The following is an 18,006-nucleotide window of genomic DNA, read 5'->3' as shown; positions in this document are numbered from 1 at the left end:
CCTGGCGGTGAAAACATGCCAGAAAGTTCTACTTCCGTGGTGTCTACCTACCCGGGAAGCTTACGCATGGCGGCCTGCTGCTTCTGGCCTGGATCAGCACGACGACCTGCCCGCGACGACGCAGCCAGTCCCGCAACTCACGTTGCCAGGCTGGGGGTGCGACGTGCCGCCGCAGGTGATCGCCGAACATCCGCGCCATGAGCGCCAACAAGCGGGCGTCGATGGCGTCGGTCTTGGCCAGCTCCCCCGTGGCCCGGGCGAAGTCGCGCGCTTGGCGCGGGTTGACCCGGGCGATCCACAGCCCGGCGTCGCAGCAGGCCTCCAGCAGCGGCTCCTCATAACCGCCGGTGGCTTCCACCACGATTCGGTTGGCAACCATCGCTTCCAGACGCTTGACCAGCTTGCCGATGCCCGCCCGGCTATTGGCAAAGCGCACTACACCAGACTCTCCATCCACGGCCAAATCCAGGTTGGCCTTGCCCACGTCGATTCCCGCTGCCTGCATGCCCGTTCTCCGTTAGAGTTGGCCGGTCGAGAGCATCGCGCCCGAGGCCCACGCTTATCGGTTCGAGGGGAACCTCGATCAACTGTTCGGGCGCAGGGCGCGAGATCCGGCGTGCGGCCCCTGCTGAATTACGGAGGGCTGACTCCGAGGCGTTATCGGGCGCGCACGCCGGGCTCTCGACTCTTACGGTAGGGGAAACTCAAGACATAAGGCGTTAGGCCGCACAGGATGATCATGGTTCCCATCGTCCCGATCGCTGAAGACATGGCCGAGAGCTTCCGTGCCTGTTTGGACACTGTCGCACGTGAGAAGAAGTATCTTGCACAGGTGGAGGCACTGCCGCTGGAGCGCGTTCGTGCCTTTGTTCAAGAGAGCGTTGCCACAGATGCAGTTCAGTTTGTCGCACTGGAAGCAGGGCGCGTAGTCGGGTGGGCAGACATCTTTCCTGCATGGGCACACGCGATCGCCCACTGTGGATTCCTTGGAATGGGTGTTCTCCCCGGCTACAGAGGCCGGGGCATCGGCAAGCGTCTGCTACAGGCCTGCATAGCCAAGGCTTGGTCCAAGGGCATCACGCGCGTCGAGTTGGAGGCGCGCATAGACAATGAGCGGGCTATCCGGCTCTACGAGTCTGCAGGGTTCGTGCATGAGGCGGTCAAGGTACACGCTATGCGGTTCGATGGCGTGTATTACGATGCTGTGCAAATGCGGCTACTGCGCAGTGTGGCCTAACCGCTCGTTCAAGAGGGACGGCTGCGCCGCCGCTTAACTCTGGCGTTAGGCCGCTCTGGAGGACCTTGTCTCGTGGAGATATCTGCCCATATCCGCAGCGGCTTAGACGTCCACGAGCTCGTCGTTTCAACCGACGGGACTTCGCGACCGCTCGCCATCTCTGCTAAGCCTTCCGGTCGATTCTTTCGCGTGGATGACTTCGAGCGCGTCCTGCACCGCGCACGCGGCCTTGTGGTGTCGCTTGACGAGGAGCCTGGCGTCAATCCGAGTATGGGCACACGGGAGTTCGGGCTGCGCGATCCCGACGGGTATCGCGTCATGGTCAGCGCGCTGCAGGCGGACTGACCATCGTGCAGTGCGTCTTGCGCGGCGACCTGGCCTGGCCGCGGCACGCCTATCGACAGAGGATCACGGACATCGACATACAACCGCGACGCTGCGAGCCTGGAGACGAAGCGGCCCTTGCCCTGGTTGGCAAGGCCACGTTCCTGGAAACGTTCGCAGGGGTGCTGGGCGGCAACGAAATCGTCGGTCACTGCGCCACGGCACACACGATCGAGCTGTATCGCACGTGGCTTGCGGACCCGTTTCATGCCGCGTGGCTCGTCGAGGCCAGCCCCGGCGAGGCGCCCGTCGGCTACATGGTGATCGCGCCGCCCCAACTGCCGTTGCCCGATACCTCCGGCGACCTGGAACTCAAGAGAATCTACGTGCTGAGCAGGTTCCAGGGAGGCGGTATCGGGAAGCGGCTCATTGCGGCTGCGGTCGCCCATTGCGCTTCCGTCCGCGCCAGGCGCCTGCTGCTGGGGGTGTATGCCGATAACCATTCGGCAATCGGATTCTACGAGCGCGCCGGCTTTCGCAAGCTTGGATCTCGCAGGTTCAACGTCGGTGGCAAGGATTATGACGACGACATCATGGGCATGCCGCTGGATGCCTAGTCCGCCGGGAATCCTCCAGTCATGACAAGGCCTGTCCCGGCATCGACCTAAGGAGACTGCAGTGCCGCAGCACGGAAAGATCGATTACGTCGAATTCCCTTCGCGTGATCTCGAGGGGACCAAGCGCTTCTTCGAACGCGCGTTCGGCTGGACGTTCGTCGATTACGGTCCGGACTACGTCGCGTTTTCGGATCAGGGGCTGGACGGCGGGTTCTATCGTTCAGACCTGGCGGCTCGCGTGCAAGCCGGTAGCGCGCTCATCGTGTTCTACAGCGAGGACCTCGAGGCCACGCTGGGCAAGGTCGAATCGGCTGGCGGCCGGGTAGTCAAGGCGATCTTCCCTTTCCCGGGCGGCCGCAGGTTCCATTTCACCGAGCCGGGCGGCAATGAGCTTGCCGTGTGGTCGGCGCTCGATCCCTGATCGTCGTCCGCATGGGTGCCCCTTCGCTGCGCAATCCAACAGTAAGCTCGTGCTTCCGTCGCTCGACAGGCAGCCCTTGAAAACATTCCTTATCGCCGCATTCGCTTGCCTGGCCGGCTTCAAGTTCCATTCCGTCATGGCCGAGGATCCGTCGCTGGACTTCGCGCGTGTGGCTGCCGCACTCATGTATGCGACCGTTTTCGGCTCGCCGCAGCTGTTCTGGCTGGCAACCTGCAGTCGCATCGTGCCGGGCTCCGCGCAGGCAAAGGTGGCGGCGCTGGTCGCTGCCGTGTTCGCCTTGCTGTCCATCTACTTCGGATCGGTCCCGGGCACGCAGCCGCCGTCCTGGGCGGGCGAAGCACATTTCGAGGTGCCGGCTGCGTTGCTGGTCGAGTGGTTCGTTGCGCTGATCGCCCTGGTTCCATTCCGGGCGGCGCGGCCTTCTACGGGGTAGCGTCCTGCGATTCAAAGAGCGCCCCAAGAAGGCAGGTGGCGTCATGCACCCATGCAAAGGCCGACGCCGCGCTTGCTTCAATCCTGCGAGCGCTTCGTGGGCTCGACCGCCCTGGTTGCGGAATCGGCAATCCGCCACAGGTACAGGCTGGCGTAGGTCCGGTACGGGCCCCAGCGCTCACCGCGCGCCGACAGTTCCTTGGGGGGCGGCATGGCATCGCCCTTGTCGACCACCTGCGCCCCCTTGCGGATGCCCAGGTCGTCGATCGGCAGCACGTCGGGGCGCCCGAGGCGGAACATCAGCATCATCTCGACGGTCCAGCGGCCGATCCCGCGAATGGGCACCAGGGCGGCGACGATGTCCGCTTCGGCCATCGTGGACATGCGCCGCAGTTCGGGGATCTCGCCGCGCGATTCGCGCAAGGCGAGGTCGCGCAGCGCCAATGTCTTGTTGCCCGACACGCCGCAGGCGCGCAGCGCGGCGTCATCGATCCGGTCGAGGGTGTCGCAGTGGAAACGGTCGCTGCCGATCGCCGTCTCGACGCGGCCGACGATGGTGGCGGCCGCCTTTCCGCTGAGCTGCTGGTAGAGGATCGCGCGCGCGAGCGCATCGACCGGATCGAACGATTTGCGCCAGCGCGGATCCGGGGCGATCGGGCCGATGCGCTTCATCCACGTCGCCAGCTTGCGGTCGCGTCGGGCAAGGTGCGCGTACGCGTCTTCCGTATCGAAGCCCCGCTTGTATCGTGGCATCGGCTTACCTCCGCAGTGCGTCGAGGGACCAGGCCAGCCAGGCCGCGATGAGCAACGAGCCGCCGAACGGCGCGGTATGCGCGGCCACTCCGGCGAAATGCGCCACGACCAGGCCGCCCGAGAACAGCAATGTGCCCAGCAGCATGGCGGCGAGCGCGATGCTGGCCAGGCGGCGCCGCGCCAGGTGCGCCAGCGCGGCCAGTGCAATGCCGTGGCCGAAGGCCATTGCAGCTGCGGACTGTAGCGATGCCTGCCCTGCCCCGCTGGCGACGTGGGACGCATAGGCGGACAGCGCCACCGACGCGGCCGCCAGGATCGCCCCGGCAAAAGCGAACCAGCGTGGCGCTGTCGTGGCTGGATGCGTGGCGGACGTGGAGTCGATCATGCGGTCCCCGGAAAGCAGCACGCCGCATCATGGATGCGGCGTGCCGGAAAAACGCGTGGCGCGGGACGCCTTACTTCAGGGTCCAGTAGACCTCGTACTCGCCTTCGGCGGTGAACGCCTTGTCGATGCCGTTCTTGTAGATCTCGTACGGGCGATCGGTGACCTCGTAGCCCTGGGTCAGCGCCCACGCGCGCAGCGCGTTGCGGACGTTGTCGAGCTCGGCCATGAAGCCGGTGTAGTAGGCGACCGCGGCGTGGCCGGCCTTGGTCTGCACGTATTCGACCGGCGCGCCGTCCGGGATCTTGACCACCAGCGGTTCGCCGGCAGCGGTCACCGGCGTCAGGGTGTCGACGGTGAAGACCAGTTCGCCGTCCTTCGCCGGTGCCTTGTCCTTCACATCGGCGTCGGCGACCTTCGCGTCCTTCGCCTCGTCGTCCTTCTTCTCGCTGGAACCGGCCTTGCGCACCGGCTGGGCGATGTCGAAGGTGTAGTTCTCGCGTCCGAGTTCGGTGGAGATGATGCGCATGGGGCCGGCGGCAACCAGGCCGTTGGCCTCCATGGTGCGCTTGATCCACTCCATGTTCGACTTCATCGAGTTCTTGATGGTTTCGTTGTTGCGCTCGATCGAGCCGGCCTTGACCACCAGCAGGTCCTCGGCCGGGCGCTGCACCTCGGCCATGCCGCGCATCTTGCTGCCCTTCACGGCGTAGTCGACGTTGGGGACCGCGGCCAGCATGTTGCTCAGGCGCGCGAGGCCGAGCTTCATGTCGTCGCCGACATGGCGGCTGACATAGAGGCCTGCGTAGCGGCCGATCAGGTTCCAGCCGTACTCGACGTCGTAGGTCTGGGTGATTTCGACGTTGCGCTTGACCGCGCCGCGGCCGGTCGGGGTCAGCGTGAACTCGGTGACCTTGTCGTGGCCGCGGCGATCATCCTCGATCGCGTACTTGACGCTCTTGCCCGGCACCGACTCGACGATCTCCCAGCTGCCGTTGCCGACCTGCGAGACGTCGGACGCGTAGGTCAGCTTGGCGCCCACGCCCGAAGGCGGGCCGGAGATGTCGAGCTTGACGCCCGGATCGCGCAGGACCACCGCGTTCCAGTCCTTGAAGCGGCGCAGGCTGTTGATCGTGTCAAACACGATCGTCATCTTGCGGTTGGTTTCGACGCTTTCGCTGAGGTGACGGCTGGACGGCAGGACGAGGCCCACGATCAGCATCAGGACGATAACGATCGCGAACGAAATCAGGATCTCGATGAGACGGGTCATTCAGGGTTCTCCAGGACCATTTCCGGCCGTGCCGGGCGCAGACGGGCAATCGTAGCAATTTGAGCGGTGGCGGGCGAGATTTTTGGCGGACCGATCTCGGGATGGCGGCTCGATGGCCTCGCGCAGGGGTGCCGCAGCTTTCCAGGGAGAGCCGTGCTGGAGCTGTGGGCCGCTATCGGCACGGCTGGGGCGCGGGCGCGCAAGCCGAGCCTGGACAGCGTAAGCGCACGCCGCTTGCGATCCACTAAACTCGCGCGCTCGCGAATGCCCGGCGCGCTGCGCCGGGCCGGGCATCCTGTCGATCAGACCAGCTGCAGCTCGAACGCCTTGAGCACAGCGCGGGTGCGGTCGCGCATGCCGAGCTTGGACAGGGTGAGCGGCCGCTGCTTGCGCGCCACTGGCGCGCGCGGCCGCGAACGCCCGGCGCGCTGCGCCGGGCCGGGCACCCGCCGATCAGACCAGCTGCAGCTCGAACGCCTTGAGCACCGCGCGGGTGCGGTCACGCACGCCGAGCTTGGACAGGGTGAGCGGCCGCTGCTTGCGCGCCACTGGCGCGCGCGGCCGCGAACGCCCGGCGCGCTGCGCCGGGCCGGGCATCCCGCCGATCAGACCAGCTGCAGTTCGAACGCCTTGAGCACCGCGCGGGTGCGGTCGCGCACGCCGAGCTTGGACAGGATGTTCGACACGTGGTTCTTGATCGTGCCCTCCGCCACGCCCAGCGAATTGGCGATCTCCTTGTTGGAGAAGCCGCTGGCCATCAGGCGCAGGATTTCGGTTTCGCGATCGGTCAGCGGGTCGGGCCGGTCCAGGCTGACGAAATCGTTGCGCATGTGCTCCAGGCCCGACAGCAGGCGCTGGGTCACCGCCGGCTGCACCAGCGAGCCGCCGCCGGACACGGTGCGGATGGCGCCCACCAGCTGTTCCAGCGAAACGTCCTTGAGCAGGTAGCCCTTGGCGCCCGCCTTGAGGCCGGCCAGCACCAGCTGGTCGTCGTCGAAGGTGGTCAGGATGATGGTCGGCGGCAGCGCGTTCAGGTGGGCGAGCGCCTGCAGCGCCTCCAGGCCGGACATCACCGGCATGCGCATGTCCATCAGCACCACATCGGGCTTGACCTGCGGGATCAATTCGACCGCCTGCCGCCCGTCGTTGGCTTCCGCGACCACTTCGATGCCGTCGTCCAGGCCGAGCAGCGAGCGGATGCCCTGCCGCACCAGGGTTTGATCGTCCACCAGACAGACACGAATCATGCCGTTGCCTCCCAATCCTTCGAGTCAGGGAAGCCCGCCCGCGGCGGCACCTCCGCGGTGCGGGATGCACCCTGTATGGCCGCGTTGCGCGCGATTGCCGCTGCGTCCCGAACAGATGCCCGGGACGCCATCATCAGATTGGCATTTCGCTCCGGACCGGCAACGGGCCCGGCGCACATCGGGCCGACCGGCCGTGGCGCGACCACGATCATGCCGCCGCCACCGGACGCGGAGCCAGCTTGGCCAGGCCCGGGCGTCCGCGCGGCAGGTGCAGCCGCAGGGTGAAACCCTGCCCCGGCGCGGATTCGACCTCCAGCTCGCCGCCGTACGTCGCCAGCCGCTCGCGCATGCCCGCCAGGCCGTTGCCGGCGTCGGGGTTCTCGGTGCCGCGGCCATCGTCACGCGCCTGCAGGCGGATCGCCTCGCCGTCCCAGCCGTAGCGCAGGCGCAGCACCTGCGCCTGAGCGTGGCGCACGGCGTTGGTGATGATTTCCTGGGTGCAGCGCAGCAGCACGTGGGCGCGCTCGGGATCGTCGAGCAGGAAGGGTTTGGGCATCTCCATGTCGATGCGCAGCCCGGGCACGTTGTCGGCCAGCGGGAGGAGCGTGGCGGCCATGTCGATGGCGTCGTTGCCGCGGATCTGGCTGACCGCCTCGCGCACGTCGCTGAGCAGCAGCCGCGCCAGGGTGTGGGCCTGGCCGACGTGTTCGTGCGCCTTGCCCTCGGTGAGGTGGCTGGCGACTTCCAGGTTCAGGCTCAGCGCGGTGAGGTGGTGGCCGAGCAGGTCGTGGAGTTCGCGCGAGATGCGGGTGCGTTCGTTGACCCGGGCGCTCTCCGCCAGCAGGGCGCGGGTCGCGCGCAGCTCGGCGTTCAGGCGGCGTTGCTCATCGCGCGCCTGCGCCTGCTGGCGGGCGACCATGCTGGTGACGAACACGAACCCCGCGAAGCCCACGTAGAGGATCGCCTGCATCAGCGCTTCGAACCACGAAAAGCCCAGCGCGCCCATATACACCGGGACCACCACCAGCTCGCTCAGCGCAAGCACCGCAATGCCGACCGGCAGCGGCAACAGCCACGGCAGCACGCAGGCCACCACCATCAGCAGGATGCTGCCCAGGCCGCTGCCGCTGTAGTAGCTGATGGCGATGGCGCTGCCGGTCAGCAGCACCAGCAGCAGGTAGTCGAAGGCACTGCCTCGACGCACGCTGAGGGCGCGGGTCAACCAGGCGTAGCTGAAGCCGAACGTGGCCCAGGCCAGCCAGGCCTGCCAGCCCAGCGTGGCCGCGACCAGGGCCTCGTCGACCGGCTCCGCGAGCTGCGAGAGCAACAGCAGCGGCAGCCCCACCACGGCCCAGGTGAACAGGCCGGCATAGCGCAACAGGCGGGTCGGGTCGAGGCGCGCGAACATACCCCATGGTAGGCGCAAAGCGGCGGGAAACGACCCTCCAGAAGTCATGCCCGCACGCCCGCGGAGGTCGCCCCCACCTGCCGGCCGTGCGATAATCCGGCCGCGGCCAAGCGCCCGTTTCGTTACCTCCGGCCAATGCCGCAATATTTGAAGCAAGGGAGTCAGGAATGTCGATCGTCGTCCGCGACGTGCGCGAGCACGAGCTGGATTCCATCCTTGCCCTGAACAACGCCGCCGGCCCCGCCATCCTGCCCCTCGATGCCGCGAGGCTGCGCTGGTTCTTCGACACCGCCGAATACTTCCGCGTCGCCGTCCGCGACGACACGCTGTCGGGGTTCCTGGTCGGATTCGGTTCCGACAGCGGGCACGACAGCAGCAACTTCCGCTGGTTCCAGGAGCGCCACGGGCGCTTCTTCTACATCGACCGCATCGTGGTGGCCAGCCGCCGCCGCGGTGGCGGCCTGGGTCGCGCGTTCTATGCCGACGTCCAGAGCTACGCGGAACTGCGCTATCCGCAGCTGGCCTGTGAGGTGTTCATCGAACACGACAGCGACCCGGCGCGCGTGTTCCACGGCAGCTTCGGTTTCCACGAGGTCGGCCAGCACGTGATGCCGGGCCGCGACGGCGACCCCTCGGGCATCCGCGCCTCGATGCTGATCAAGGAACTGTGCAGTTACGCCTGGGTGCGCGAGCACTACGGCGAGCGGCTGCCCGACGTCCCGTGGCTGACGCAGCCCCGGCCGCCTGTCGCCGCGCCCCACCGCGCGACGGGAACCTGAGCGTGGGCGCGCCCTCCGCTCCGCCCACCCACGACTACGAACCGGCCGGCGAGCTCAAGATCGGCCAGGTGGGTGTCGCCAACCTGCGCGTGCGCACGCTCGACGTCGCCCGCCTGGCCACGGAAATGGCCGACCGGGTCAAGCGCGCGCCCAAACTGTTCGCCCGCGCGGCGGTGATCGTCGATTTCGGCGGCCTGGCCGCCACCCCCGACGCCGCGACGGCGCGCGCGCTGCTCGACGGTCTGCGCAGCGCCGGCGTGCTGCCGGTGGCGCTGGCCTACGGCAGCAGCGACAACGAAAAGCTGTCGGTGGAGCTGGGTTTGCCATTGCTGGCCAAATTCCGGGCGCAGTACGAATCGGCGGCAGAACCGCCGGCAGCGGCTTCCGTTGGAGCGGCTCCAGCCGCGAGTTCCGCCTCCTCACGCAAGATCGCGACTGAAGCCGACCCCGCAAGGCCAGACGCGGGCGAGGCCAGGGCCTCGGCCCCCGCCGGCCAGCCAGGCCTGATCCAGGCCACGCCGGTCCGCTCCGGCCAGCAGGTCTACGCCGACAACCGCGACCTGACCGTGCTGGCCACCGTGGGCGCCGGCGCCGAAGTCATCGCCGACGGCTCGGTGCACATCTACGGCACCCTGCGCGGCCGCGCGCTCGCGGGCGCGCAGGGCAACGAAAAGGCACGTATCTTCTGTCGGGCGTTCCACGCCGAACTGGTCGCCATCGCCGGCAACTACAAGGTGCTGGAAGAGATCCCGAAGGAACTGCACGGCAAGGCGGTGCAGGTGTGGCTGGACGGCGGGCAGCTTAAGATCGCGGCACTGGAGTGAGCGTCGTGACCGGCGGTTCGCGATCGCGGACCGCATCCACCGGCAATCACCGCGCCGCGTCCCTGCTCTTTCGAATCACCCATCACCAATCACAAGAATAAAAAACGGAGAAGTCCTTTGGCTGAAATCATCGTAGTCACCTCGGGCAAGGGCGGCGTCGGCAAGACCACCAGCAGCGCCAGCCTGGCATGCGGCCTGGCGCGCCGCGGCAAGAAGGTCGTGGTGATCGACTTCGACGTCGGCCTGCGCAACCTCGACCTGATCATGGGCTGCGAGCGCCGGGTGGTGTACGACTTCGTCAACGTCACCCAGGGCGAAGCCTCGCTGCGGCAGTCGCTGATCAAGGACAAGCGCTTCGACAACCTGTTCGTGCTCGCCGCCTCGCAGACCCGCGACAAGGACGCGCTGACCAAGGAAGGCGTGGAGAAGGTGCTCAAGGACCTCGCCGATGACGGCTTCGAATACATCATCTGCGACTCGCCGGCCGGCATCGAGAAGGGCGCGTTCCTGGCGATGTACTTCGCCGACCAGGCGGTGGTGGTGGTGAACCCCGAAGTGTCCAGCGTCCGCGACTCCGACCGGATCCTCGGCCTGCTCGATTCCAAGACCCGCCACGCCGAGAACGGCGAACCGGTCAAGGCCAACCTGCTGCTGACCCGTTACAACCCGCAGCGCGTCGAGGGCGGCGAGATGCTGTCGATCAAGGACGTCGAGGAAGTGCTGGGCCTGAAGACGATCGGCGTGATCCCCGAATCGGGCGATGTCCTCAATGCGTCCAACAAGGGCGAGCCGGTGATCCTGGACATGGAATCGATGGCCGGCCAGGCCTACGACGACGCCGTCGCGCGGCTGATGGGCGAGGACCGCCCCATGCGCTTCACCCAGCTGGAGAAGAAGGGCTTCTTCAGCAAGATCTTCGGGGGTTGAGCATGGGCATGTTCGATTTCCTCAAGGCCAAGAAGAACACCGCCTCGATCGCCAAGGACCGCCTGCGGATCATCATCGCGCAGGAGCGCACCAACCGCAGCGGACCCGACTACCTGCCGCTGCTGCAGCGCGAACTGCTGGAAGTGATCCGCAAGTACGTCAGCGTCGACGTCGACGCGGTCAAGGTGGACGTGGTCAAGGACGGCGAGCACGACGTGCTCGACATCTCGGTCGCCCTCCCCGAAGGGCGCGCGGCGGCGGTTTGACGCCGGCGTCGCTGTCGGCTCGACCAGCCGCCTTGCCGCCCCTGGGATATCCGAAGCCCTCCCCTTTCGAGGGAGGCCGGGTGGCGATGGGAGTCCATCCGCTGCAGTGAACCGATGCATGCACCGCGCCGAACCCCATTCCCACTCCAGTCCGTCCGACCCTCAGGCACGGCCTGCGGCCGTTGCCGACGGCGCGGGCCAGCCGCTGGCAAACACGCCTGATCCGCTTGAAGCGGAGCGGGCCGGGAGCGGATCGGACGAGATCGCGGCAACAAGGTTGGACAAGGACGTGCTGCGCCTGCGCGACATTGCGTACGCCGACGCCGCCGCCCTGCTCGCCCGCTACGACCTGCGCCTCGAACGCGTGGCCGACGGCGAACCGATTCCTGGCAGCTACTGGGGCGAAGACGAGGCCGGGTTGATCGGCCAAGTGGTGCACGTGCGCGATGACACGCCCGTGCATTCGCTGCTGCACGAAGCCTGCCACCTCATCGTGCTGCCGCCCGAGCGCCGCGCGGCGGTGCATACCGACGCCACCGACTCGATCGAGGAAGAAGACGCGGTCTGCGTGCTGCAGGCGTTGCTCGGGGACGCCCTGCCCGGCGTCGGCCGCGCGCGCGTGCTGGCCGACATGGATGCCTGGGGCTATACGTTCCGGCTCGGCTCGGCTGCCGCCTATTTCGAACGCGACGCGGCGGCAGCCTGGCACTGGCTGCAGGCATGCGGCCTTGTAGGCGCGGACAAGACGCTGCGGATTCCCGCGGCATCGGGCGAAGACCCCGGCGACGCCACGCAGGCGGGTTGATCCGGAAGCTGCCGCACGACGACGCGGCGCCGCCTGCACGCGGCGCGCCTTGCCTGCGCTGCACCGGCAGCACGATCGCGATAATTCACCGCGATTGCATCCGCGCTGTACGCCGATTGGCGGCTTGCGCTGCGATCGTCGCGATGGGCGCCCGTCCGCTGTCGCAGCGCGGCGGCTTCTGCAAGCATCGTCGATCCCGCACGCGGCGGACGATCGACCACGTCACCGTCGACGCGGAAATCCGAACCCCCGGATCCAGGGTCCTCCGTGCGACGCGCGCGGCTCGAACGCCCGCGTCCGCCGTCTTCAGGAAAGTGCCAATGCCCGTTGCCACGCGCCCCCTGTTCGCTGCCATCCCCGCCCTGTTCGCTGCTGCCACGATTGCGCCGGTCGCGGCGCAGTCGACGATGGCCGACCCGGGCGCGATGTTCGACGGGACGATGGCGGTGGCGCGCCTGTCGGATGCGGAGGCCAGCTGCGAGCAGCTCTACGCCGAAGCCACCCACCTGGAACGCACGGTCGCCGCAATGCCCAAGCCGGAGGATCCCGCCACGCTGGCGATGAAGATGCAGGCCGACATGCGCGAGGCGCAGCACAGGATGGTGGCCGGGCAGCGCGCGCGCAGCCTCGGCACGTCGCTGCTGTCGCTGGTGCCGGGCGGGGGCATGGTGGCCGGCGCGGTGTCCTCGCTGGGCAGCAGGGGCGCCGGCACGGCCGCGCTCGACAAGACGATCGAGGAGTCTATGCGCGCGCAGCAGGACAGCGTGGCGGCGATGATGGCCATGTCGCGGCTGCAGGCGCGGCAGGGCTACGTCACCCAGCTGTTCGTCGAGCGCGGTTGCAAGCCCTCGCAGCTCGACGCCGCCGCGGTCGCCGTGGCCGCTGCCGCCCTGGGAGACAGCGGCGCGGTTGCGATCGAACATTCGACCACAGCGAAGCCTGCCGGCGACGCGCAAGGCGCGGCGCGCTTGGATGGACAGGTACGGGAGGCTGTCGTCTCGCAAACGCGCCTGCCAGCCGGCACGCGGGAAGCCGAGCAGACGCCTTCCGCTCCCATGGTTCCGGATGAAAACGGGGCCGGCGCAGCTTCGGACACCGACGCTGCGACAGACACGCCGGGTGCGGGCGACGCCTGAGCCCGCCGCATATCGCCCGAGCGCACGCGTCGCGCCCACCATCCCGGATCCGCACCGGACGCGGCGATGACGCGACACCACATGCACGCGGCATTGCTTAGCGTCGTCGTTCCTCCCGCGCACCCGCGCCGAACGGATCGATGACCGACTTCACCCTGCTCACCCTCAACATCCACCAGGGCTTCAGCGCGCTCAACCGGCGCTTCATCCTTGCCGAGCTGCGCGAAGCGGTGCGCGCCGTGGCGGCCGACGTGGTCTGCCTGCAGGAGGTCCTGGGCGCGCACGAACCGCATGCGCAGCGGCACACGGACTGGCCGCCGGTGCCGCACTACGAATTCATCGCCGATACGCTGTGGCCGCAGTTCGCCTACGGGCGCAACGCGGTGTATCCGGAAGGCCATCACGGCAACGCGGTGCTGTCGAAATTCCCGATCGCGCGCCACCTCAACCACGACGTGTCGGTGCCTGCGGCAGAGCAGCGCGGGATGCTCTGGTGCGTGCTGGACGTGCCGGGGCAGTCGCTGCAGATCCATGCCATCTGCGTGCACCTGGGCCTGCGCGAATCGCACCGGCGTCTGCAGCTGGAGGCGCTGTGCCGGCTGGTGAGCGAACACGTGCCAAGCGATGCGCCGCTGCTGGTCGCCGGCGACTTCAACGACTGGCGCCGGCGCGCCGACGCGCTGCTGGCGCGCTGTGGGCTGGATGAAGTGTTCGTCGCCGCCACCGGCCGCCTTGCGCGCACGTTCCCGGCGCGGATGCCGCTGCTGCCGCTGGATCGCATCTACGCGCGCAACATCGCCTCGGCACGGCCGCGGGTGCTGTCCGGCCGGCCGTGGTCGCACCTGTCTGATCACGCGCCGCTGCTCGTGGACGTCCGCACATGAGCCGCGGGCCCGCGCGCGACTGGATCGGCGGCAACCGCGTCGAACTGCTGGAAAACGGCGAGGCGTTCTTCCCGCGCGTCATGGCGGCGATCGAAGCGGCGCAGCGCGAAGTGCTGGTGGAGACCTTCATCCTGTTCGACGACAAGGTGGGGCGCCAGCTGCAGGCGGCGCTGGTCGCAGCCGCGCGCCGCGGCCTGCGGGTCGAACTGACGATCGACGGCTACGGATCGCCCGACCTCCCGCACGCGTTCACCGCTGCGCTGGTGGACGCCGGTGTCGGCCTTCGCTACTTCGATCCCAAGCCGCGGCTGCTGGGCATGCGCACCAACCTGTTCCGTCGCCTGCACCGCAAGATCACGGTCGTCGACGGGAAGACGGCCTTCGTGGGCGGGATCAACTTTTCCGCCGACCACCTCGCCGACTTCGGCGCCGAGGCCAAGCAGGACTACACCGTCGAGATCGCCGGGCCGGTGGTGGCGGTGATCCGCGCCTTCGCCCTCACTGCCCTGCACGCCCCGGCCGCGCCGCGCGGCTGGGAGCGCGTGCGGGACGAGACGCGCGCGAGCGACACCGAAGGCGGGGCGGACGTGCGCTTCGTGTGCCGCGACCGCCGCCACCCTACCGACATCGAGGACGCCTACATCCACGCGATCCGCGCAGCCCGGCACCGGGTGGTGATCGCCAACGCCTACTTCCTGCCCGGGTACCGGCTGCTGCACGAACTGCATCGCGCGGCGCGCCGTGGCGTGTCGGTGACGCTGCTGCTGCAGGGCAATCCGGACATGCCGATGGTCGCCAACGCCGCCCGTGGCCTGTATCCGTACCTGCTCGGGGGCGGCGTGCGCATCGTCGAATACTGCCAGCGCCCGCTGCACGCCAAGCTCGCGCTGGTCGACGACGACTGGGCGACGGTCGGCTCCAGCAACCTCGATCCGCTGAGCCTGTCGCTGAACCTGGAAGCCAACGTCCTGGTCCGCGATCGCGCATTCTGTGCGCATGTCCGCGACCGCCTGCAGTGGCTCGTGGACCACCACTGCCGCGAGATCGACGCCAGCGCGCTGCCCCCGCGCACGCCGCTGCGCACGCTGTCGCGGCTGGTGATGTTCCACGTCATCCGCCGCCTGCCGCGCTGGGCCGGACTGTGGCCGGCGCACACCCCGCGCGTGGTGGCGGTGTCGCCGGGAGAGGAGCCGCCGCAGTGAGCGCCCGGGCCACGTGGCGACGACTGCAGCCGCTGCTGGTGGTGGGGTTCCTGGTCGCCGCCGGCTGGCTGCTGTGGCGCCAGGCGCACGACATCGCGTGGAACGAGGTCGGTGCCGCGCTCGCGGCGTACCCGCCGTTGCAGCTCGGCGCCGCGGTGCTGGCTGGGCTCCTGGCGCACGCCTGCTATTGCGGACTCGACCTGCTCTCGCGCCGCATCGTCGGCCACGGACTGCCCTGGACGCGCACGCTGGCGATCGCGTTCGTCAGCTACGCGATGAACCTCAACATCGGCGGCACGCTCGGCGGGATCGGCTTCCGCTACCGGCTGTACGCGCGCAGCGGCGTGGACGTGGCCACGATCTCGCGGATCGTGGCCTTCGCCATCGCCGGCAACTGGTCGGGCTTCCTGCTGCTGGCCGGGCTCGTGTTCCTGTTCGCGCCGCTGCCGCTGCCATCGCAGTGGCACCTGGCGCAGGACGCGCAGCGGCTGCTCGGCGGCGGCATGCTCGCGCTGCTGGGCGGCGCGCTGGCGATGGCGGCCTGGTCGCCGCGGCGACACTGGACCTGGCGCGGCCAGGGCGTCGAGCTGCCGTCGTTCGGCCGTGCGCTGGCGCAGACCGCGATCGCGGCTGTCAGCTGGCTTGCGATCGCCAACCTGCTGCACCTGCTGCTGCCCGACGGCATCGGCTACTTCGACGCGCTGGGCGTGTTGTTGTGCAGCGTGCTGGCCAACCTGGTGATCCGCGTGCCCGGCAACCTCGGCGTGCTCGAGACCGTGTTCCTCGGCCTGCTGGGTGGGCGCGCCGGCGGCGCCGAAATCCTGGCCGCGCTGCTCGCGTACCGCGCCATGTTCTACCTCGGCCCGCTGCTGCTCGCCCTGGGTGTCTACGCGTGGCTGGAAGCCGGACGACGGCGCGGGCGGGACGCGTCCTAGGATCCTGTACGCGCCGCGCCGAGATCGAGCCTCACCCGCGTGCCGCGCGGTTCGCGCGGATCGATGCGCAGGCGCCAGCCGAGGTGCTCGCACAGGCGCGCGATCAGGTCCAGGCCAATGCCGCCGCCGTCGCGCCCCCCACCCCCACGGGCCATCCGCGCATAGATGGCGCTGATCTCCTCGGGCGACATGCCGTGGCCGGGGTCCTCGATCACCACCACCGCACCGGGCTCCAGGGCAATCGAGATCGTGCCGCGATCGCTGTTTTCGATCGCATTGCGCAGCAGGTTGCCGATCGCGGCCTGCACGATCGCCAGCGGCGCCAGCAGTTCGCAGGGGGCAAGCCCACGCACTTCCAGCTCGAGGTCCTTGTCGGCGCACAGGTGGCGGTGGTCGTCGACGATCTCCGGCAGCAACTGGTCGAGGCCGAAGCGGTCGCTGACCTGCGCCAGCCGCTGCGGATCCTTGGCCAGCACCAGCAGCAGTGACAGCAGCTCCTCGACGCCGCGCGCGGTACGCAGCACGCGCGAGAGCTGGTTGCGCACCGCATCGGGCGTGCCCGGCTGGCCGAGCGCCAGCTCGGTGGCGCCAGCGATCACCGCGATCGGCGTGCGCAGTTCGTGGCTGCTGCTGTCGATGAAGGCGCGCTCGCGCTCGACGAAGCGCTCGTTGCGCAGCAGGTAACCGTTGACCGCCTCCGAAATCACCACCAGCTCCGAACTCGCACGCTTGCCGACCGTCACGCGCTCGCCGGCGCGATCCGGGCGCAGCGCACCGATGTCGCCGGCGAGATCGGCGAGCGGCTTGACCAGGCGCCGCAGGCCCCAGGCGATCAGCAGTCCCGACAGCGCGAGGCCGCCAAGCGCGGATCCGACCATCAGCGTGGTCAGGTGGCGCTCGCGATCCTCGAACTCGGTGATGTCCAGGGTCAGGATCATCCGCCGCCCTTCGATGTCCTTGACCAGCACGACGCGCCTGCCGCCGTTGACGCGCACCTCGTCATGCAGGCCCGGGCCCAGCCGGGCCACCTGTGCCGGTGGCGCGCTCCCGCCGGGCTCGCCGTACAGCGCCACGTCGGCGGTATCGCGCCAGCGGTAGCCGGGGTCCTCGCCGCGGCGGCTCAGGTAATGGTCCAGTTCCGACTGCAGCAGCGAACTCCAGACCACCCGCTCGGCGCGCTCGTTGACCACGTTGCCGTGGTAGACCACCGCCAGCGACAGCAACAGCATGTAGGCCACCACCAGCAGCGTGATGCGCAGCCGCAGGCCGGTCCTACGCATCGACGGCACCGGCATCCTCGCCCTCGGATGGGGCGGCGATGCGGTATCCGACGCGCGGCAGGGTGTGGATCAGCTTGGCCTCGAACGGAGCGTCTACGCTGCGCCGGAGTTCGTAGACATGCGAACGCAGCATGTCGCCATCGGGCGGCTCGTCGCCCCACAGGGCGTGCTCGAGGCGCTCGCGGGTGACGGCCGCGGGGCTGGCCTGCATCAGCACTTCCAGCAGCTTGCGGCCGGCCGGGAACAGGTGCAGGTGCTTGCCGGCGCGGGTGGCCTCCAGCGTGGCCAGGTCCAGGCGCAGGTCGGCCACTTCCAGCACGCGCTTTCGTCCGCGGCCACCGGCGCGCGCGGCCAGCGCCTCGAGCCGCACCTCGAGCTCCGGCAGCGCGAACGGCTTGGTGAGGTAGTCGTCGGCGCCGGCCCGGAAGCCGGCGATCTTGTCGGGAAGTTCGTCGCGCGCGGTCAGCATGATCACCGGCGTGTCGCGGCCATGGTCTTCGCGCAGCCGCCGGATCACCTCCGGCCCGGCCAGCCCGGGCAGCATCCAGTCCAGCACCACCGCGTCATAGGCCTGCGTGCTGGCAAGGTGCAGGCCGGTGACGCCGTCGGGGGCGGCGTCGAGCACGTGTCCGCGCGCCTCGAAGTACTCGAACAGGTTGGCAACGATGTTGCGGTTGTCCTCGATGACCAGCAGCCGCATGGAAGCGTTCCTTGGATGGGCCGGAACCGGCTTTCGCGCAGCATCGCACCCCCGATGTCGAAATTGCATCGGAATGGCGCTTAACGGCGATCCAACCCGGCTCCTACGGCGCTCCGACAGCGGCGCCACCAAGATTGTCGCCGGTCCGGTCTT

The 18,006-nt window shown here is 68.7% G+C and carries 23 protein-coding genes and 1 pseudogene; 14 read left to right on the top strand and 10 right to left on the bottom strand.

Annotated elements, in window-relative coordinates; translation table 11 throughout:
- Nucleotides 1-43: 43 nt before the first annotated feature.
- Nucleotides 44-505, bottom strand: coding sequence for an IS110 family transposase (locus ACFOM9_RS07350; RefSeq protein ID WP_386708340.1), 462 nt, complete (start codon nucleotides 503-505; stop codon nucleotides 44-46).
- A gap of 234 nt (nucleotides 506-739) precedes the next feature.
- On the opposite strand from ACFOM9_RS07350, the gene ACFOM9_RS07345 reads away from it, so the two are divergent.
- The 5 genes from ACFOM9_RS07345 (at nucleotide 740) to ACFOM9_RS07325 (ending at nucleotide 3,053) form a co-directional block, all read left to right on the top strand.
- Nucleotides 740-1,237 (top strand): GNAT family N-acetyltransferase, encoded by a 498-nt coding sequence (locus ACFOM9_RS07345; protein ID WP_007810608.1) that lies wholly within the window; start codon nucleotides 740-742, stop codon nucleotides 1,235-1,237.
- A 189-nt stretch (nucleotides 1,238-1,426) separates the two neighbouring features.
- Complete coding sequence (locus ACFOM9_RS07340; RefSeq protein WP_386708336.1) at nucleotides 1,427-1,582, top strand: hypothetical protein; 156 nt, start codon at nucleotides 1,427-1,429, stop codon at nucleotides 1,580-1,582.
- Nucleotides 1,583-1,599: 17 nt separating this feature from the next.
- Nucleotides 1,600-2,178 carry a GNAT family N-acetyltransferase gene (locus tag ACFOM9_RS07335; protein WP_386708334.1) on the top strand — a complete coding sequence of 193 codons (579 nt, stop codon included), beginning with the start codon at nucleotides 1,600-1,602 and terminating at the stop codon, nucleotides 2,176-2,178.
- 61 nt (nucleotides 2,179-2,239) lie between these two features.
- Nucleotides 2,240-2,599, top strand: coding sequence for a VOC family protein (locus ACFOM9_RS07330; RefSeq protein WP_386708331.1), 360 nt, complete (start codon nucleotides 2,240-2,242; stop codon nucleotides 2,597-2,599).
- 49 nt (nucleotides 2,600-2,648) lie between these two features.
- A complete protein-coding gene (locus ACFOM9_RS07325) occupies nucleotides 2,649-3,053 on the top strand; it encodes a hypothetical protein (RefSeq protein WP_386708328.1) in 405 nt (134 codons plus the stop codon).
- Nucleotides 3,054-3,130: 77 nt separating this feature from the next.
- On the opposite strand, the gene ACFOM9_RS07320 is transcribed toward ACFOM9_RS07325, so the two are convergent.
- From ACFOM9_RS07320 to ACFOM9_RS07290, 7 genes and pseudogenes are all read right to left on the bottom strand, one after another.
- Nucleotides 3,131-3,805: a DNA-3-methyladenine glycosylase family protein gene (locus ACFOM9_RS07320; RefSeq protein ID WP_386708325.1), complete on the bottom strand. Its 675-nt coding sequence runs from the start codon at nucleotides 3,803-3,805 to the stop codon at nucleotides 3,131-3,133.
- A gap of 4 nt (nucleotides 3,806-3,809) precedes the next feature.
- Nucleotides 3,810-4,190 carry a DUF423 domain-containing protein gene (locus ACFOM9_RS07315; protein ID WP_386708322.1) on the bottom strand — a complete coding sequence of 127 codons (381 nt, stop codon included), beginning with the start codon at nucleotides 4,188-4,190 and terminating at the stop codon, nucleotides 3,810-3,812.
- Nucleotides 4,191-4,260: 70 nt separating this feature from the next.
- Nucleotides 4,261-5,460, bottom strand: coding sequence for an SRPBCC family protein (locus ACFOM9_RS07310; protein ID WP_386708319.1), 1,200 nt, complete (start codon nucleotides 5,458-5,460; stop codon nucleotides 4,261-4,263).
- A 302-nt stretch (nucleotides 5,461-5,762) separates the two neighbouring features.
- Complete coding sequence (locus ACFOM9_RS07305; RefSeq protein WP_386708316.1) at nucleotides 5,763-5,906, bottom strand: transcriptional regulator; 144 nt, start codon at nucleotides 5,904-5,906, stop codon at nucleotides 5,763-5,765.
- 7 nt (nucleotides 5,907-5,913) lie between these two features.
- Nucleotides 5,914-5,982 (bottom strand): annotated as a pseudogene (locus tag ACFOM9_RS07300) (DNA-binding response regulator); the annotation flags it as partial.
- An 83-nt stretch (nucleotides 5,983-6,065) separates the two neighbouring features.
- Nucleotides 6,066-6,707 carry a response regulator gene (locus ACFOM9_RS07295; RefSeq protein WP_386708313.1) on the bottom strand — a complete coding sequence of 214 codons (642 nt, stop codon included), beginning with the start codon at nucleotides 6,705-6,707 and terminating at the stop codon, nucleotides 6,066-6,068.
- A 208-nt stretch (nucleotides 6,708-6,915) separates the two neighbouring features.
- Complete coding sequence (locus ACFOM9_RS07290; protein ID WP_386708310.1) at nucleotides 6,916-8,115, bottom strand: sensor histidine kinase; 1,200 nt, start codon at nucleotides 8,113-8,115, stop codon at nucleotides 6,916-6,918.
- A gap of 167 nt (nucleotides 8,116-8,282) precedes the next feature.
- Between ACFOM9_RS07290 and ACFOM9_RS07285 the strand changes: the two genes are divergently transcribed.
- The 9 genes from ACFOM9_RS07285 to ACFOM9_RS07245 all read left to right on the top strand — a co-directional run bounded on the left by ACFOM9_RS07285 (nucleotide 8,283) and on the right by ACFOM9_RS07245 (nucleotide 15,873).
- Nucleotides 8,283-8,894, top strand: coding sequence for a GNAT family N-acetyltransferase (locus tag ACFOM9_RS07285; protein WP_386708307.1), 612 nt, complete (start codon nucleotides 8,283-8,285; stop codon nucleotides 8,892-8,894).
- Between the two features lie 2 nt (nucleotides 8,895-8,896).
- On the top strand, nucleotides 8,897-9,718 hold the full coding sequence (gene minC, locus ACFOM9_RS07280) for a septum site-determining protein MinC (RefSeq protein WP_386708304.1): 822 nt from the start codon (nucleotides 8,897-8,899) through the stop codon (nucleotides 9,716-9,718).
- Between the two features lie 117 nt (nucleotides 9,719-9,835).
- On the top strand, nucleotides 9,836-10,645 hold the full coding sequence (gene minD, locus ACFOM9_RS07275) for a septum site-determining protein MinD (RefSeq protein WP_386708301.1): 810 nt from the start codon (nucleotides 9,836-9,838) through the stop codon (nucleotides 10,643-10,645).
- A 2-nt stretch (nucleotides 10,646-10,647) separates the two neighbouring features.
- The gene (minE, locus tag ACFOM9_RS07270; protein ID WP_386708299.1) at nucleotides 10,648-10,911 is read left to right on the top strand and encodes a cell division topological specificity factor MinE; all 264 of its coding nucleotides are present in this window, start codon (nucleotides 10,648-10,650) and stop codon (nucleotides 10,909-10,911) included.
- A 262-nt stretch (nucleotides 10,912-11,173) separates the two neighbouring features.
- Nucleotides 11,174-11,716, top strand: a complete 543-nt coding sequence (locus tag ACFOM9_RS07265) for a hypothetical protein (protein WP_386708349.1) — start codon at nucleotides 11,174-11,176, stop codon at nucleotides 11,714-11,716.
- Between the two features lie 320 nt (nucleotides 11,717-12,036).
- A complete protein-coding gene (locus ACFOM9_RS07260; RefSeq protein WP_386708296.1) occupies nucleotides 12,037-12,852 on the top strand; it encodes a hypothetical protein in 816 nt (271 codons plus the stop codon).
- 140 nt (nucleotides 12,853-12,992) lie between these two features.
- Nucleotides 12,993-13,736 (top strand): endonuclease/exonuclease/phosphatase family protein, encoded by a 744-nt coding sequence (locus tag ACFOM9_RS07255; RefSeq protein ID WP_386708294.1) that lies wholly within the window; start codon nucleotides 12,993-12,995, stop codon nucleotides 13,734-13,736.
- Complete coding sequence (clsB, locus tag ACFOM9_RS07250) at nucleotides 13,733-14,938, top strand: cardiolipin synthase ClsB (RefSeq protein ID WP_386708291.1); 1,206 nt, start codon at nucleotides 13,733-13,735, stop codon at nucleotides 14,936-14,938. Before ACFOM9_RS07255 ends, clsB begins: the two co-directional genes overlap by 4 nt.
- Nucleotides 14,935-15,873: a lysylphosphatidylglycerol synthase transmembrane domain-containing protein gene (locus tag ACFOM9_RS07245; RefSeq protein WP_386708288.1), complete on the top strand. Its 939-nt coding sequence runs from the start codon at nucleotides 14,935-14,937 to the stop codon at nucleotides 15,871-15,873. Before clsB ends, ACFOM9_RS07245 begins: the two co-directional genes overlap by 4 nt.
- Here ACFOM9_RS07245 and ACFOM9_RS07240 read toward each other — a convergent pair.
- Together ACFOM9_RS07240 and ACFOM9_RS07235 are read right to left on the bottom strand one after the other, a co-directional pair.
- On the bottom strand, nucleotides 15,870-17,153 hold the full coding sequence (locus ACFOM9_RS07240) for a sensor histidine kinase (protein WP_386708285.1): 1,284 nt from the start codon (nucleotides 17,151-17,153) through the stop codon (nucleotides 15,870-15,872). The genes ACFOM9_RS07245 and ACFOM9_RS07240 overlap by 4 nt on opposite strands.
- The gene (locus ACFOM9_RS07235; protein WP_386708282.1) at nucleotides 17,146-17,853 is read right to left on the bottom strand and encodes a response regulator transcription factor; all 708 of its coding nucleotides are present in this window, start codon (nucleotides 17,851-17,853) and stop codon (nucleotides 17,146-17,148) included. The genes ACFOM9_RS07240 and ACFOM9_RS07235 overlap by 8 nt, the downstream gene beginning before the upstream one ends.
- Nucleotides 17,854-18,006 lie beyond the last annotated feature (153 nt).

This window comes from Luteimonas notoginsengisoli (genome assembly GCF_042648885.1).
GTDB lineage: Bacteria > Pseudomonadota > Gammaproteobacteria > Xanthomonadales > Xanthomonadaceae > Luteimonas > Luteimonas notoginsengisoli.
This window is presented reverse-complemented; position numbering and strand designations above follow the sequence as displayed.

Bases quoted from the DNA above. Each gene is read 5' to 3' on its own strand.
- ACFOM9_RS07320 (WP_386708325.1), bottom strand. From the start codon at position 3,805: ATGCCACGATACAAGCGGGGCTTCGATACGGAAGACGCGTACGCGCAC.
- ACFOM9_RS07290 (WP_386708310.1), bottom strand. From the start codon at position 8,115: ATGTTCGCGCGCCTCGACCCGACCCGCCTGTTGCGCTATGCCGGCCTG.
- ACFOM9_RS07310 (WP_386708319.1), bottom strand. From the start codon at position 5,460: ATGACCCGTCTCATCGAGATCCTGATTTCGTTCGCGATCGTTATCGTC.
- minE (WP_386708299.1), top strand. From the start codon at position 10,648: ATGGGCATGTTCGATTTCCTCAAGGCCAAGAAGAACACCGCCTCGATC.
- ACFOM9_RS07235 (WP_386708282.1), bottom strand. From the start codon at position 17,853: ATGCGGCTGCTGGTCATCGAGGACAACCGCAACATCGTTGCCAACCTG.
- ACFOM9_RS07260 (WP_386708296.1), top strand. From the start codon at position 12,037: ATGCCCGTTGCCACGCGCCCCCTGTTCGCTGCCATCCCCGCCCTGTTC.
- clsB (WP_386708291.1), top strand. From the start codon at position 13,733: ATGAGCCGCGGGCCCGCGCGCGACTGGATCGGCGGCAACCGCGTCGAA.
- ACFOM9_RS07350 (WP_386708340.1), bottom strand. From the start codon at position 505: ATGCAGGCAGCGGGAATCGACGTGGGCAAGGCCAACCTGGATTTGGCC.
- ACFOM9_RS07240 (WP_386708285.1), bottom strand. From the start codon at position 17,153: ATGCGTAGGACCGGCCTGCGGCTGCGCATCACGCTGCTGGTGGTGGCC.
- ACFOM9_RS07345 (WP_007810608.1), top strand. From the start codon at position 740: ATGGTTCCCATCGTCCCGATCGCTGAAGACATGGCCGAGAGCTTCCGT.
- ACFOM9_RS07295 (WP_386708313.1), bottom strand. From the start codon at position 6,707: ATGATTCGTGTCTGTCTGGTGGACGATCAAACCCTGGTGCGGCAGGGC.
- ACFOM9_RS07255 (WP_386708294.1), top strand. From the start codon at position 12,993: ATGACCGACTTCACCCTGCTCACCCTCAACATCCACCAGGGCTTCAGC.
- ACFOM9_RS07285 (WP_386708307.1), top strand. From the start codon at position 8,283: ATGTCGATCGTCGTCCGCGACGTGCGCGAGCACGAGCTGGATTCCATC.
- ACFOM9_RS07315 (WP_386708322.1), bottom strand. From the start codon at position 4,190: ATGATCGACTCCACGTCCGCCACGCATCCAGCCACGACAGCGCCACGC.